A 14,305-nucleotide genomic window follows, 5' to 3' on the forward strand; every position below is an offset into this window, starting at 1 on the left:
CAAGTTCCAAGGCTAATTGAAGGAAATGTGCCCGTTAATGTTGCGAAATTTGCAGAAAAAGGCAGGAACATGTCTAGCTCGGGCCAGAGCGGCGGTTAGCTGCCCTGACCCGCATGAGGCGAGTCGATCCGCTTATGCGGTTACCGGCTCGACCAGATAGGGCAACAGGCCGGCTGGCTCGTGTTTCTTGGCTTTTTTAGCCTTGCTCGGCATGGCCGTGATGTTCCACAGCTTTTCCCAATGCTCCAGAAGCGCGGCCGGCTTATCCACGTAGATACGCTGCCCCAGCTCCATAGCCTTGGCCTGTAACTGCGCGCGGTGGGCAAGAATGCTTTCGTTGATGGCTTGGCGTGTGCTGACTGCACCAAACAGATCAGACTCCTGCTCGAGCAAAAGCTGCATCACCGCCAGGTCGTGGTCATCACCCAGATAGGCAGACAGCTTTTCCAGGCACTTCTGGCGTGATTTGAAGTGTTCTGGCCAGGCGTCCATCAGCAGCTGTGTGTGATACCAGTGATCCTTCACACGCTTGCGCCATTCGTGCAGGGTTTCGTCTGTGGCGTTGCTGCGAGCGACCTTGAGTGCCAGGCGGCCATCTGTGTAGGTCTTGAGGATGCCACTTTCCAATAGGCTAAAATCCTTGCCTTTAAACTTCCAGGTAGACACCTTGCACTTGGCGTCTTCCAGTTCTTCCACCAGATCGGCATGGGAACTGGCTGCCTCACCTTGGGACGCCTTTTCAGCCCGCTCGACGAGTCGGCCCCTGACGCGCTTCATGGCCGGTGAATTGAAGCGCTTGCGGTTGGTTTCGGTCAGGGCATCCCAGCTTTCGATGACGGCTGCGGCATCACGCAGGCTGGACAAGCCCTGACCGAGATCGCGAAAGCGAATGTTTTGAGCCGTGAAGACTTTTTTGCCTAAGGGTTCGCGCACCAGTCTCAGCACGGCGCGGATTTCTTTCAGCCGCTTGCGGGCGTTGTGCACGCCTTTGGCCGAGCCTGCGCTCAAGGATTCCTGGGCTTTTTCTATCCGTTCAACCACTACACGGCGGATCTCATCGTCAACCCGCTTACGCGCTTGAATACGAAACGACATTTCCCTCTCCTGTAAGGACTTGGTGCTCAGCTGAGCATATCGCCTCCGAGAGTATCGGGGGCATTGCTGGCGAACCAGTGGCGTCGATCAATCTTCATCAAACTGTCATATAAGCCTGACAATAGTTAAAGATTTGCCTGTGCGTTTCGCTGTCAGCCAAGCGGTGGGTTCAGTAAAGATGAGTGAAAAAGCAGGGGGTTAGTTCGGCCCTAGAGCGTGTGGCCGGTCACGCCGGGGAGTTTTACCGCTAGAGATCTAGCGTGCTGAGAAAGACGCCAGTCCAACCGACGCCCATCGACGTTTTCTTTTAATCCCGGTCAATTCAGCAGGGCGCAGCCTTAGCTATCCTTGGTCGGATGCGGTATTTCCGCCGCGCGGGTGGCATGCAGCTCCTGGCGCAGCGTTCGGACTTCCTCGTGCAGTTCATCTACTTTGGCCATCAAGGCACGCATCATCTCGCGGTCAGTGTTCTGCTCGTGGGCGTCCTGCTCATCCTTGTCCGTCAGAACCAGCGAGCCGATGTACGCGGCAAAGCTGCCGAATAACCCCACGCCGCCAATCATCAGCATGACAGCCACGATGCGGCCTAGTGTGGTGACTGGATAAAAGTCGCCATAGCCTACGGTAGTCACGGTCACAAAGGCCCACCAGAGCGCTTCTTCGGCCGTATTGATGGAGCTTTCAGGGTTGGGCGCTTCGACCATCAGCATGGTGATGGCGCCAAAGGCGACCAGAAGCAGGGTCGCCGTGGCGGCCGACGCGACAATGCCTTCGGCGCGATTGCGAAACAGGAGTCGCCAGATCATCGCAAGCGATTTGATCGCACGCAGGATGCGCAGAATCTGCACCACGCGGACCAGCTTGGCGCCCTGAAAACCGGCTGCGGGAATACAGGCCAGCAGATCAAGCCAGCCCCAGCGCATGAAGTGCCATTTGTTGGGCGCTGCGCGAAAGCGCAAGCAGAAGTCGATGAAGAAAAAGACACACACCCCATTATCCAGATAACCGAGCAACTGCGAGACTTCCGGCGGCAAGGCAAAAAACAGATCGGCTACCAGTGAGCCCAATACATAAAATGACAAGACCAGGATCAGCAGTTGAAAAGGCGTAATGTGTTCTTTCATGAAGCGTCCGGTAATTACGGTATCTTGAATGTAGGGGTCGTTAGACCCGGTAAAGTCACGTTCACTGGAACCGAACGACCCGCATCGCTTGGGTTCCAATACAAGACGATTACTGTGCAATACGCGCTTGAAAGGCTGGGCTGACAGGGGAGAGCCGCATGTTTGAATCCGCCGAAACCGATCACGTCATCGACAGGGAAACCTACGAGGCGGCTGTACCAAAGCTGCGTCAGGCGCTGCTGGATGCGCAGTATAAACTCAAGGAGCAGGGGCGGTTTCCGGTCATTCTGCTGATCAATGGCGTAGAGGGTGCCGGCAAGGGCGAAACAGTCAAGCTGTTGAGCGAATGGATGGACCCGCGCCTGATTCAGGTTGAATCCTTTCTAGAGCGAACCGAGGAAGAGCGGCTGCGCCCACCGGCCTGGCGCTACTGGCAGCGCCTGCCGCCCAAGGGGCGGATTGGCATCTTCTTTGGTAACTGGTACAGCCAGCTCCTGCATGCCCGCGTGGAAAAACGCATCAAATCGGCTGAGCTGGAGGAGGGCATCGGCGACGCCGAGCGCCTGGAGCGCATGCTCAGTGACGAGGGTGCATTGATCCTCAAATTCTGGTTTCACCTGTCCAAGAAACAGCTCAAGCACCGGCTCAAGGTCCTCAAGGACGACCCCTTGCATAGCTGGCGCATCAGTCCGCTGGACTGGCAACAGTCCCGGACCTACGACAAGTTTGTCGAGCACGGCGAGCACGTTCTGCGGCGGACCAGCCGCGACTATGCGCCTTGGTATGTGGTAGCCGGTTATGACGAAAATTACCGCAGCCTGATGGTAGGCAACATCCTGCTCGAAGCCTTGAACGGCGCGCTTGAGCGAGACGCACAGCCGCCCCGCAGCCCACACACCGCTCCACTACCGCCCAACCTCGACGGGCGCGGGGTGTTGAGCAGCCTGGATATGTCCCAGTCCCTTAGCAAGGACGAATACAAGGAGCAGCTTATCGCCGAGCAGGCACGGCTGTCCGGACTCGTGCGGGACAAGCGCTTCAAGCGTCATGCGCTGGTCGCCGTGTTCGAGGGAAACGATGCCGCTGGCAAGGGCAGCACGATCCGCCGGGTAACCGGGGCACTCGATCCTCGGCAATACCGCATCATTCCCATTGCCGCACCGTCTGAAGAGGAGCGTGCGCAACCCTATCTGTGGCGATTCTGGCGGCATATTCCACGATTAGGCGGTTTTACTGTCTTTGACCGTTCCTGGTATGGCCGCGTGCTGGTAGAGCGGGTAGAAGGCTTTGCCAACGAGGCGGACTGGCTCAGGGCTTACAGCGAAATCAACGATTTCGAGGAGCAGCTGACAGATGCCGGTATCGTACTGGTCAAATTCTGGCTGGCCATCGATTCGGATACGCAGCTCAAGCGCTTCAAAGAACGTGAGGAGACCCCGTTCAAGCGGTTCAAGATCACTGAGGAAGACTGGCGCAACCGTGACAAGTGGGATGTGTACAGCGCCGCAGTCGAAGACATGGTCGCGCGCAACAGCACCGAAATTGCCCCTTGGACACTGGTCGAAGCCAACGATAAACGCTTCGCCCGGGTCAAGGTATTGCGTACCATCAACGATGCCCTGGAAGCGGCATTTGAACGAAACCGTTGATTGACCTGGACGACGCCATGACCTTGCCTGATGAGCTCGAACGAATCACTGCCCTGACGCTGGCGGACTACGACCAGACGGCCGAGCGTTTTCGCGAGGGCACGCGAGATCATGATGTCAGCCAGAACATCGAGGCGCTGCTCAGGCATTTGGAAGGTCAGGCCCCGCAGCGCATTCTCGACTTTGGCTGCGGGCCGGGTCGGGACCTGAAAACGTTCACGCGTCTGGGACACTCTCCCGTGGGCGTCGACGGGTCTGCCGAATTCGTAGCCATGGCTCGCGCCGATTCGGGGTGCGAGGTCTGGCATCAAAACTTTCTTGCCCTGGATCTTCCGCCAGCGCATTTCGATGGGGTGTTTGCCAACGCCACGCTATTTCATGTCCCGCTCAGCGAGTTGCCACGCGTACTCAAGGCGTTGCATGCCACGCTCAAGCCGCGCGGCGTGCTGTTCAGCTCCAATCCGCGAGGTGACAACCGCGAAGGCTGGAATGGTCGGCGCTATGGTGCCTACCACGACTTCGACAGCTGGAAGCGTTATCTGACCGACACGGGGTTCGTCGAACTGGAACACTATTACCGGCCCGCCGGTTTGCCTCGGGAGCAGCAGCCCTGGCTGGCGTCGGTCTGGCGCAAGGTATAAACGTAACGTAACGAATTGAGTCTGTCACCGACCCAACGCTGGCTTCCTGCGGTCTACCGTTCTGTAATGCGGTCTGCTCCTCGCAGGCTGGCCTGACTGCGGAACGACGTAAGGCGGATGGAATGACTCAACACAAATGGCTGCTTCGATCACTCGTCCTCATCGTATGTGCGGCACTGGTCGCCTCCAGCATCGCACCCTATGACCGCACGACATGGCTGATGGAAATCCTTCCGGTGCTGATTGTGCTGCCGTTGCTGATCACCACGCATGAGCGCTTCAGCCTCACGCCGCTGTTGTACATCCTGATTACGATTCACGCCTTGGGGCTGATTGCAGGAGGCGCCTACAGTTACGCCCGCGTGCCCTTGGGTAGCTGGATTCAGGAGTGGCTGAATATGGACCGTAATCCCTATGACAAGCTGGGTCACTTCATGCAAGGATTCGTACCGTGTCTGCTGGCTCGTGAGATCCTGATCCGTAAGCGGCAGGTGTCCGGTTACAAGATGCTCGCGTTTCTCTCCGGGTGCGTGGCGGTGGCGGTCAGCGCCGTCTACGAGATGATCGAGTGGTGGGCTGCATTGGCGCTGGGGCAGGGCGCAGAGGAGTTTCTAGGTACGCAGGGGTATGAGTGGGATACCCAGTCCGACATGTTCTATGCCCTAATCGGTGCAACAGTAGCGCTCGTGACCTGCTCGCGGTTGCAGGATCGCCAGATTCGCCAGTTGGAAGCCCACCGGCCGACACCCTCAGCCGCCCGACCGCCTTTGGATCGGCCGGCGCCCCGACACGAGCAGGCCCCCTGACGGTTTCTAGATGCCCAGATTAGCCAACGCATCTCCTGTGGCCCAGGCTTCTTCGAAGCGGGCCTTGCTGCGAATAATGGCCTGCTCAAGCGCGTCATCGTCCTCCCAGAGCGCGCCTGGTACATCAGACGAGAAAATTTCCAGAACGTAGGGCCCGTCGTAGCCGGTTTCATTCACGGCAGCGAGCAGGCGATTGACCGGAATGACACCATCGCCCAGGGTACGACGATCAAAATAGGACCGCGGGCGCTGCCAGTCGGAAAGCTGGGTCAGAAAAATTCGGTCACCCGCCAGTCGAATGGCGTCGGTGAGGTTTGCATCCTGCCAGCTGTTATACAGGTCCAGGCACAGCCCTACATTCTCTCGTGCCACCGCCTGCACCAGCTCATACCCCTGCATGAAGGTATAGAGAATGCTGTCGCGGCTCATCATGGGCGGGCTGAGCGGCTCGATGGCAATGCTCAACCCTTGGCCCGCGGCGTGATCGGCCAGTTCGCGATAGTGCTTTATGCAGCCCTCCCAGACTTCCGCCTCGTTGCCGCTCTGGCCGAGCGCGCCGGTATTGGTAATGACCGGAATGCCTGTGCAGAAGGGGGCGAAGCGATCAATCGTAGCCTTGATCAGGGCCGTACGTTCAGCGGGATCAGCCGGTTCGAGTGCGCTGGTCGCCGGATAAATCGTACGGACTTCAGGCTGCAGCGAGACGGGTCTTAACCCATGCGCATTCAACTGAGCGAATTGTTCGGCGAGCTTGCCGGCGTCCTTGTCGAACTTCATTTCCGCCAGCTCTATGTCGGCGTTGAGACGGGCGAATAGCTCCAGGTCACGTGTGAGTGGCCAGGGTGTGGTAGTGAGTTGACTGATGGCGAAGCGGGGTGTGGTCATAAGGCCTCACACGATCACAGGATAAATGCATCCGCTCTGGCATAAGGGTTTTAGCCAGACCGGCACCGTTCTGGTGTGAGCCGTAAGGGCATGTCGGGGTTCCTGACTCACAGGCGACAAGAGACCAATGGCGCCATCCTTATGTATGCCTATCTGTGCACCTGTGATCGACGGCCTGTTCGATGCAGCCGACTCGTCTGGCGCATGGATGCGAGGGCGATGTCGCAAACGCACCGCCTTGTGGCGTGAACAGGCATTCTGATGCGCAGCCTCGGTCCTACCATCGCTCTCAAGGATCAGCCCATTGACGGCCATGCCGGCCTTCCGCTGCGCTGCAGGAGAGACGCGATGTTTACCAAGCAAGACCGCATCCAGGGTTACGACGACGCCTTGTTCGCTGCGATGAGCGAAGAGGAGCGTCGCCAGGAAGCTCACCTCGAATTGATCGCCTCGGAGAACTACACCAGCCAACGGGTAATGGAGGCGCAGGGCAGCGGGCTGACCAACAAGTATGCCGAAGGCTATCCGGGCAAGCGCTACTACGGTGGTTGTGAGTTCGTCGATAAGGTCGAGCAGTTGGCCATCGAGCGGGCCAAGCAGCTCTTTGGCGCCGACTATGCCAACGTCCAACCGCACTCCGGCTCGCAGGCTAACGCAGCGGTCTTCCTGGCTTTGCTGCAAGCAGGTGACACAGTGCTGGGCATGAGTCTGGCTCATGGGGGACATCTGACCCATGGTGCCAAGGTCAGCTTTTCCGGCAAGCTCTACAACGCGGTGCAATATGGGCTGAATCCCGCAACGGGCCTGATCGACTATGACGAGGTCGAGCGGTTGGCCGTAGAACATCAGCCGAAAATGATCATTGCCGGTTTTTCGGCCTATTCGAAAACGCTCGACTTCCCGCGCTTCCGTGAGATTGCCGACAAGGTCGGTGCCTATCTGTTTGTCGACATGGCTCATGTGGCAGGGCTGGTTGCGGCGGGCCTGTACCCCAATCCCCTTCCGTTTGCCGATGTGGTCACCACCACCACCCACAAGACCCTGCGTGGCCCCCGCGGTGGGCTGATCCTGGCGAAGGCCAACGAGGAGTTGGAGAAAAAGCTCAATTCCGCCGTTTTCCCGGGGGGACAGGGCGGTCCCCTGATGCACGTGATTGCAGCCAAGGCGGTGTGTTTCAAGGAGGCCCTGGAACCCGGCTTCAAGACTTATCAGCAGCAGGTCATCCACAACGCCCAGGCCATGGCTGCGGTGTTCATCAAGCGCGGCTACGACGTGGTCTCCGGCGGGACGGACAACCATTTGTTCCTGGTCAGCCTGATCAAACAGGGCATTACTGGCAAGGATGCCGACGCCGCCCTGGGGCGCGCCGGTATCACGGTCAACAAGAACGCCGTGCCCAATGATCCTCAGTCGCCCTTTGTGACCTCCGGCCTGCGAATCGGCACTCCGGCTGTGACCACGCGTGGCCTGGGCGTGGCCCAGTGCCAGGAGCTGGCCGGGTGGATCTGCGACATCCTCGATCACTTGGGCGATGCCGATGTGGAGGCGCATGTGGCCGAACGTGTGGCCGGGCTCTGCGCAGATTATCCCGTCTACCGCTAATTAGCCCTTCATAAGGTGGGTTGGCAGGAGCGTAACCCACCCCTGTTCGATTGAGTCAGCTAGTCATAGGCCACCCTACGAAAATCCTCATTCATGCGTGGGGACAGGTTCAGGAGTCAAACAGATGCAGCGCTATTCCGGTTTCGGCCTTTTCAAGCATTCCCTAAGCCATCATGAAAACTGGCAGCGCATGTGGCGCACGCCAACCCCCAAGCCGGTGTATGACGTAATTGTCGTGGGCGGCGGTGGTCATGGTCTGGCAACGGCCTATTATCTGGCCAAGGAGCATGGCGTCAAAAACGTCGCGGTCATCGAAAAAGGCTGGCTGGGCGGTGGCAATACGGCGCGCAACACCACCATCGTACGGTCCAACTACCTGTGGGATGAATCGGCTCACTTGTATGAGCATGCGATGAAGCTATGGGAAGGGCTCTCGCAGGACCTGAACTATAACGTCATGTTTTCGCAGCGCGGCGTCTACAACCTGTGCCATACGTTGCAGGACATGCGCGAAGCCGAGCGCCGCGTCAGTGCCAACCGCCTGAATGGCGTAGACGGCGAACTGCTCGACGCCAGGCAGGTGGCCGAAGAGGTGCCTTACCTCGACTGTAGCAAGAGCACCCGTTATCCGATCATGGGCGCGACGGTACAACGCCGGGGCGGGGTAGCCCGCCACGATGCGGTAGCCTGGGGTTTCGCCCGTGCAGCCGATGCGCTGGGCGTGGACCTGATTCAAAACACTGAGGTCGTTGGCTTCCGTAAGGAAAATGGCGCAGTCGTTGGCGTCGAGACCAATAAGGGCTTTATTGGGGCCCGGCGCGTCGGTGTCGTGACGGCCGGTAATTCGGGTCATATGGCCAAGCTGGCCGGTTTTCGCTTGCCGGTGGAATCCCACCCCTTGCAAGCGCTGGTGTCCGAGCCGCTCAAGCCGGTGATCGACAGCGTGATCATGTCCAATGCAGTACATGGCTATATCAGCCAGTCGGACAAAGGCGATCTGGTGATCGGTGCCGGTATCGACAGCTATGTCGGCTATGGTCAGCGCGGCTCGTACCCGGTCATCGAGCACACTCTGCAAGCCATCGTCGAGATGTTCCCGATTCTCTCCCGCGTACGGATGAATCGCCAGTGGGGCGGCATCGTCGATACCACGCCCGACGCCTGTCCAATCATTTCCAAGACACCGGTAGAAAACCTGTTTTTCAATTGCGGCTGGGGCACTGGTGGATTCAAAGCCACTCCCGGTTCCGGCAACGTCTTCGCTGCTTCGCTCGCCAAAGGGGAAATGCACCCATTGGCGGTTCCGTTCTCCATCGACCGTTTCCATACCGGCGCGCTCATCGACGAGCATGGCGCGGCGGCTGTCGCGCACTAAGGAGCCCTGACCATGTTGCACATCCATTGCCCTCATTGTGGGGAACTGCGCTCCGAAGAGGAATTCCATGCGGCAGGCCAGGCGCATATCCCGCGCCCGCTGGACCCGGACAACTGCACCGATGCGGAGTGGGGCGACTACATGTTCTTTCGCGATAACCCACGGGGCATCCACCATGAACTGTGGGTCCATGCTACCGGGTGCCGTCGCTATTTCAACGTGACCCGCAATACGGAAACCTACGAAATTCTCGAAACGTACAAGATTGGCGAGCAACCGCAGGTAAACGGCAAGCCGATCGTGGTGGCCAAGGCTATCGAAGGAGAAACCGTATGAGTCAGGTCAATCGCCTTACCCACGGTGGTCGAATCGATCGCCGCCAACCGTTGACCTTTACCTTCAATGGTCAGCGCTACCAGGGCTTTGTCGGCGATACGCTGGCGTCGGCCCTACTGGCCAATGGTGTCGATGTCATCGGGCGCAGCTTCAAATATTCCCGCCCGCGCGGCATTGTGGCCGCCGGGGCTGAAGAGCCCAATGCCATCATGCAGATCGGCTCCACCGAGGCCACGCAGATCCCCAACGTACGCGCCACCCAACAGCCTCTCTATGCAGGACTCGTAGCCGCCAGCACCAACGGTTGGCCGAGCGTGAACAATGACCTGATGGGCATTCTTGGCAAGGTCGGCGGCAAGATGATGCCGCCCGGCTTCTACTACAAGACGTTCATGTACCCGCAAAACCTGTGGCTGACGTATGAGAAGTACATCCGCAAGGCGGCGGGGCTGGGTCGTGTGCCGACCGAAGTCGACCCGGACAGCTACGATCACATGAACCAGCACTGCGATGTGCTGGTGGTCGGTGCCGGACCGGCCGGTCTGGCTGCCGCCCTGGCGGCTGCCCGCAGTGGGGCGCGTGTCATCCTGGCTGACGAGCAGGAAGAGTTTGGCGGCAGCCTGCTCGACACGCGTGAGCTATTGGATGGCCAGCCCGCCGCCGATTGGGTTGCCAAGGCCATCGCGGAGCTGGAAGCCACCCCCGACGTGACCCTGCTGTCACGGGCGACCGTCAACGGCTATCACGATCACAATTTTCTGACCATCCACCAGCGTCTCACCGATCATCTAGGTGAAAAGGCCCCGATGGGACAGGTGCGCCACCGAGTGCACCGTGTCCGCGCCAAGCGTGTCGTTCTGGCCAGTGGTGCCCATGAGCGCCCATTGGTATACGCCAACAACGACCTGCCCGGAAACCTGGTGGCGGGTGCCGTCTCCACATATGTGCGTCGCTATGGGGTGGCACCGGGGCAAAAGCTGGTGCTGTCCACCAACAATGATTATGCCTACCGTGTCGCGCTGGACTGGCTGGAAGCAGGGCGTGAAGTCGTTGCCATCGCCGACGCACGTCAAAATCCGCGTGGGGCCTGGGTTGAAGAGGCGAGGGCGAAGGGGATTCGCGTCTTGACCGGCGCAGCGGTTACCGAAGCCCGTGGCTCAACGCGGGTGACCGGCGCGCGTGTCGTCGCCATCGACATCAAGGGGTTCCGTACTACTAGTCCCGGCGAGTGGCTGAGCTGCGACCTGATCGCCACATCCGGCGGTTACAGCCCTGTAGTACACCTGGCGTCTCACCTAGGCGGGCGTCCCCTGTGGCGCGAGGATATCCAGGCGTTTGTACCGGGCCCGGCTCCGCAAAAGCGCGTCTGTGCTGGCGCCGTGAACGGCGTATTCGCCCTAGGCGATGTGCTGGCCGATGGCTTTGAAGCGGGCGCCACGGCTGCCGGCGAGGCGGGTTTGAAGCCGGTAGCCGGCGAAGTGCCCCGGGCGGAGCACCGCTTCGAAGAACCATCGTTGGCGCTTTTCCAGGTGCCTCACGAAAAATCCACGGCCCGCGCACCCAAGCAGTTCGTCGATCTGCAAAATGACGTGACGGCAGCCGGTATCGAGTTGGCGTGCCGTGAGGGTTTCGAGTCCATCGAGCACGTCAAGCGCTACACCGCCCTGGGCTTTGGCACCGACCAAGGCAAGCTGGGCAACATCAACGGCCTTGCCATCGCTGCCCGTGTACAAAACAAGGCGATTCCCGAAGTCGGCACCACCATGTTTCGCCCTAACTACACACCGGTCACGTTCGGCGCCGTCGCCGGTCGCCACTGCGGCCATCTCATGGAGCCGGTACGTTTCACCGCGCTTCATGGCTGGCACGTCAAGCAGGGTGCCTTGTTTGAAGATGTCGGTCAGTGGAAGCGCCCTTGGTACTTCCCCAAGGCCGGAGAGGATCTGCATGCCGCCGTGGCCCGTGAGTGCAAGGCCGTGCGCGAGAAAGTCGGCATCCTTGATGCCTCGACCCTCGGCAAGATCGATATTCAGGGCCCGGACGCCCGTGAGTTTCTCAATCGCGTCTATACCAATGCCTGGACCAAGCTGGAGGTCGGTAAGGCCCGTTACGGCCTGATGTGCAAGGAAGACGGCATGGTCATGGACGATGGCGTCACGGCCTGCCTGGCCGACAATCATTTTCTGATGACCACCACGACCGGTGGCGCCGCGCGTATCCTTGAGTGGCTGGAACTCTACCATCAGACCGAATGGCCGGATCTCAAGGTGTATTTCACCTCGGTAACCGATCATTGGGCGACCATGACCCTGTCTGGTCCGGAAAGTCGTAACCTGCTCGCCGAGCTGACTGACATCAATCTGGACAAGGATGCGTTCCCCTTCATGAGCTGGAAGGAAGGCACCGTGGGCGGCGTACCGGCTCGGGTGTTCCGCATCTCCTTTACCGGCGAGCTGTCCTACGAAATCAACGTCCAGGCCGATTATGCGATGGGCGTATGGGAGCAGCTGATAGAGGCTGGCAAGAAGTACGGCCTAACACCCTACGGTACCGAAACCATGCACGTACTGCGGGCCGAGAAGGGGTTCATTATCGTTGGTCAGGATACCGATGGCTCCGTCACCCCACAGGACTTGGGCATGGGCTGGGCCGTCAGCATGAACAAGCCGTTCTCCTTTATCGGCAAACGCGGCATGAACCGGCAGGATTGCCTTAAAGCGGACCGCAAGCAGCTGGTGGGCCTCAAGCCGGTCAATCCCAAGGCGGTTCTACCGGAAGGCGCACAGCTGGTGTTCAACACCCAGCAGCCGATTCCAATGACCATGGTGGGGCATGTCACATCCAGCTATTACAGCGCCTCGATGGGCTTTGGCTTCGCCTTGGCCGTTGTAAGGGGTGGCTTGGGCAAAATGGGACAAAAGGTTTATGCCGCGCTCAGGGATGGCACCTTCGTCGAAGCCGAAATCGTTTCTTCCGTGTTCTACGATCCGAAAGGGGAGCGTCAGCATGTCTAACGTGAACGTTTATCAGCAGCGTCCCGCCGGACCTGCACGCGCCGAATCCCCCTTGTTTCATGCTGAGCTCGACAAGCTGGCGGGCCGGAGCGTCGGCAGCGCGGGTGTAACCTTGCGCGAGAAAAAGCTGCGGGGCCATTTGGTCCTGCGGGGAGAGGCCAGCGATACCGGCTTTACTGGTGCGGTCGAATCCGTACTGGGTTTGGAGTTGCCCGCCGCCCTGGGCTTGACTGTGAAAGGTGAAACCTCCCTGCAATGGCTGGGGCCGGATGAGTGGCTCCTGATCGTTCCGCAGGGCGAGGAGTACTCCACCGAACTGAGCCTGCGTGAGGCGATAGGCGATCGGCATATTTCCATCGTCAATGTCAGCGGTGGCCAGACCCTGTATGAGCTGACAGGACCGAATGTACGCAACGTCCTGATGAAGTCCACATCCTACGATGTCCACCCCAGTCAATTTCCGGTAGGCAAGGCGGTCGGGACGGTATTTGCCAAATCCCAGCTGGTTATCCGCCACACCGGTGAGGAGACGTGGGAGCTGGTGGTTCGCCGCAGTTTTGCCGACTACATCTGGCTCTGGTTGCAGGACGCCAGCGCCGAATACGGATTAGCCATCGCCAACTGACCGCGTACGGACAGGATGGGTTGTGCGTATCGATCCCATCCTTCCGCGAACTAACCATTTGGCTGGATACCACAGGTTAAACGTATACATTTGATCAGCAAGGTGCGTGGGGCGCAGCGATACCTATGTCCCTGGCCCCAAGCTATTTAACCCACAACATCCAACCTATTCGGTAGCTATCCATGAGCCGCACCCCTGATACCTGGATTCTCACTGCCCAGAGCCCAAGCCGACTGGGGACCGTGGACGTCGTGACCCGCTTTCTGTTCGAGCAGCAGTGCTACGTCACCGAGCATCACTCCTTTGATGACCGCTTGGCCGCGCGCTTTTTTATCCGCGTGGAGTTCAAGGCGCCGACTGCCTTCGACGAGACTGCTTTTCGTGCCGGTCTTGCCGATGCCTTGGGACCGTTCGACATGCAAATGGAGCTGACCGCGCCAGGCTACCGCCCAAAGGTGGTGATCATGGTCTCTAAAGCCGATCATTGCCTGAACGACTTGCTCTATCGCCAGCGCATCGGCCAATTACCGATGGATGTGGCCGCGGTGATTTCCAACCACCCGGACCTTGAACCCCTGGCCCGCTGGCATGGCATTCCCTACCACCACTTTCCGCTGGACCCCCACGACAAACCTGCTCAGGAAGCACGAGTCTGGCAAGTGCTGCAGGATACCCAGGCGGAACTGGTCGTGCTTGCACGCTACATGCAGGTGCTTTCGCCCGAGTTGTGCCGTCGTCTCGATGGCTGGGCAATTAACATCCATCACTCCCTATTGCCAGGCTTCAAGGGCGCCAAGCCTTACCATCAGGCCTATCAAAAGGGGGTAAAGCTGGTCGGTGCCACTGCCCATTACGTCAATAATGACCTCGACGAAGGGCCGATCATCGCCCAAGGCGTAGAGAGCGTGGATCATGCGTATTACCCGGAAGATCTCGTTGCCAAGGGCCGAGATATCGAATGCCTGACCTTGGCCCGAGCCGTGGGATATCACTTGGAGCGCCGCGTCTTCCTGAATGCCAACCGGACGGTGGTGCTATAGCCGCGCCTCATGTCACTCATAAATTTTTCGGGAGGTTTAGGAAAGCTCTGGTCGCGCGATGAATTGAGGCGTACGGGATGGGTTGAGCAAGGCGATATCCATCAAGGATATTC

Annotated in this window: 12 protein-coding genes; 9 read left to right on the forward strand and 3 right to left on the reverse strand. The window is 59.2% G+C overall.

What is annotated here, in order from left to right; genetic code table 11:
- Positions 1–132: 132 nt before the first annotated feature.
- Entirely contained in the window at positions 133–1,095 is a 963-nt protein-coding gene (locus tag QWJ10_RS17065) for a CHAD domain-containing protein (RefSeq protein ID WP_289928300.1), read from the reverse strand.
- A gap of 338 nt (positions 1,096–1,433) precedes the next feature.
- Positions 1,434–2,219 (reverse strand): ion transporter, encoded by a 786-nt coding sequence (locus QWJ10_RS17070; protein ID WP_037030590.1) that lies wholly within the window; start codon positions 2,217–2,219, stop codon positions 1,434–1,436.
- A 158-nt stretch (positions 2,220–2,377) separates the two neighbouring features.
- Between QWJ10_RS17070 and pap the strand changes: the two genes are divergently transcribed.
- From pap to QWJ10_RS17085, 3 genes are all read left to right on the forward strand, one after another.
- Positions 2,378–3,868, forward strand: a complete 1,491-nt coding sequence (pap, locus tag QWJ10_RS17075; protein ID WP_010796181.1) for a polyphosphate:AMP phosphotransferase — start codon at positions 2,378–2,380, stop codon at positions 3,866–3,868.
- 17 nt (positions 3,869–3,885) lie between these two features.
- Positions 3,886–4,509, forward strand: coding sequence for a class I SAM-dependent methyltransferase (locus tag QWJ10_RS17080; RefSeq protein WP_125889549.1), 624 nt, complete (start codon positions 3,886–3,888; stop codon positions 4,507–4,509).
- A gap of 122 nt (positions 4,510–4,631) precedes the next feature.
- Entirely contained in the window at positions 4,632–5,315 is a 684-nt protein-coding gene (locus QWJ10_RS17085) for a DUF2238 domain-containing protein (protein WP_289928309.1), read from the forward strand.
- A gap of 6 nt (positions 5,316–5,321) precedes the next feature.
- On the opposite strand, the gene QWJ10_RS17090 is transcribed toward QWJ10_RS17085, so the two are convergent.
- Positions 5,322–6,200 carry a sugar phosphate isomerase/epimerase family protein gene (locus QWJ10_RS17090; RefSeq protein WP_289928314.1) on the reverse strand — a complete coding sequence of 293 codons (879 nt, stop codon included), beginning with the start codon at positions 6,198–6,200 and terminating at the stop codon, positions 5,322–5,324.
- A 348-nt stretch (positions 6,201–6,548) separates the two neighbouring features.
- On the opposite strand from QWJ10_RS17090, the gene glyA reads away from it, so the two are divergent.
- From glyA to purU, 6 genes are all read left to right on the forward strand, one after another.
- Entirely contained in the window at positions 6,549–7,802 is a 1,254-nt protein-coding gene (gene glyA, locus QWJ10_RS17095) for a serine hydroxymethyltransferase (RefSeq protein ID WP_010796177.1), read from the forward strand.
- A 124-nt stretch (positions 7,803–7,926) separates the two neighbouring features.
- Positions 7,927–9,177, forward strand: a complete 1,251-nt coding sequence (locus tag QWJ10_RS17100; RefSeq protein WP_010796176.1) for a sarcosine oxidase subunit beta family protein — start codon at positions 7,927–7,929, stop codon at positions 9,175–9,177.
- A 12-nt stretch (positions 9,178–9,189) separates the two neighbouring features.
- Positions 9,190–9,513, forward strand: coding sequence for a sarcosine oxidase subunit delta (locus tag QWJ10_RS17105; RefSeq protein ID WP_197871252.1), 324 nt, complete (start codon positions 9,190–9,192; stop codon positions 9,511–9,513).
- Positions 9,510–12,527: a sarcosine oxidase subunit alpha gene (locus QWJ10_RS17110; RefSeq protein WP_289928320.1), complete on the forward strand. Its 3,018-nt coding sequence runs from the start codon at positions 9,510–9,512 to the stop codon at positions 12,525–12,527. Before QWJ10_RS17105 ends, QWJ10_RS17110 begins: the two co-directional genes overlap by 4 nt.
- Entirely contained in the window at positions 12,520–13,152 is a 633-nt protein-coding gene (gene soxG, locus QWJ10_RS17115) for a sarcosine oxidase subunit gamma family protein (protein ID WP_197871256.1), read from the forward strand. Before QWJ10_RS17110 ends, soxG begins: the two co-directional genes overlap by 8 nt.
- A gap of 182 nt (positions 13,153–13,334) precedes the next feature.
- A complete protein-coding gene (purU, locus tag QWJ10_RS17120; protein ID WP_197871258.1) occupies positions 13,335–14,192 on the forward strand; it encodes a formyltetrahydrofolate deformylase in 858 nt (285 codons plus the stop codon).
- The last annotated feature ends 113 nt before the right edge of the window (positions 14,193–14,305 follow it).

Origin of the sequence: Pseudomonas sp. WAC2 (genome assembly GCF_030403525.1) — a bacterium.
GTDB lineage: Bacteria > Pseudomonadota > Gammaproteobacteria > Pseudomonadales > Pseudomonadaceae > Chryseomonas > Chryseomonas luteola.

Coding starts and splice junctions, on each gene's coding strand:
- QWJ10_RS17065 (WP_289928300.1), bottom strand. CDS start 1,095: ATGTCGTTTCGTATTCAAGCGCGTAAGCGGGTTGACGATGAGATCCGC.
- QWJ10_RS17070 (WP_037030590.1), bottom strand. CDS start 2,219: ATGAAAGAACACATTACGCCTTTTCAACTGCTGATCCTGGTCTTGTCA.
- pap (WP_010796181.1), top strand. CDS start 2,378: ATGTTTGAATCCGCCGAAACCGATCACGTCATCGACAGGGAAACCTAC.
- QWJ10_RS17080 (WP_125889549.1), top strand. CDS start 3,886: ATGACCTTGCCTGATGAGCTCGAACGAATCACTGCCCTGACGCTGGCG.
- QWJ10_RS17085 (WP_289928309.1), top strand. CDS start 4,632: ATGACTCAACACAAATGGCTGCTTCGATCACTCGTCCTCATCGTATGT.
- QWJ10_RS17090 (WP_289928314.1), bottom strand. CDS start 6,200: ATGACCACACCCCGCTTCGCCATCAGTCAACTCACTACCACACCCTGG.
- glyA (WP_010796177.1), top strand. CDS start 6,549: ATGTTTACCAAGCAAGACCGCATCCAGGGTTACGACGACGCCTTGTTC.
- QWJ10_RS17100 (WP_010796176.1), top strand. CDS start 7,927: ATGCAGCGCTATTCCGGTTTCGGCCTTTTCAAGCATTCCCTAAGCCAT.
- QWJ10_RS17105 (WP_197871252.1), top strand. CDS start 9,190: ATGTTGCACATCCATTGCCCTCATTGTGGGGAACTGCGCTCCGAAGAG.
- QWJ10_RS17110 (WP_289928320.1), top strand. CDS start 9,510: ATGAGTCAGGTCAATCGCCTTACCCACGGTGGTCGAATCGATCGCCGC.
- soxG (WP_197871256.1), top strand. CDS start 12,520: ATGTCTAACGTGAACGTTTATCAGCAGCGTCCCGCCGGACCTGCACGC.
- purU (WP_197871258.1), top strand. CDS start 13,335: ATGAGCCGCACCCCTGATACCTGGATTCTCACTGCCCAGAGCCCAAGC.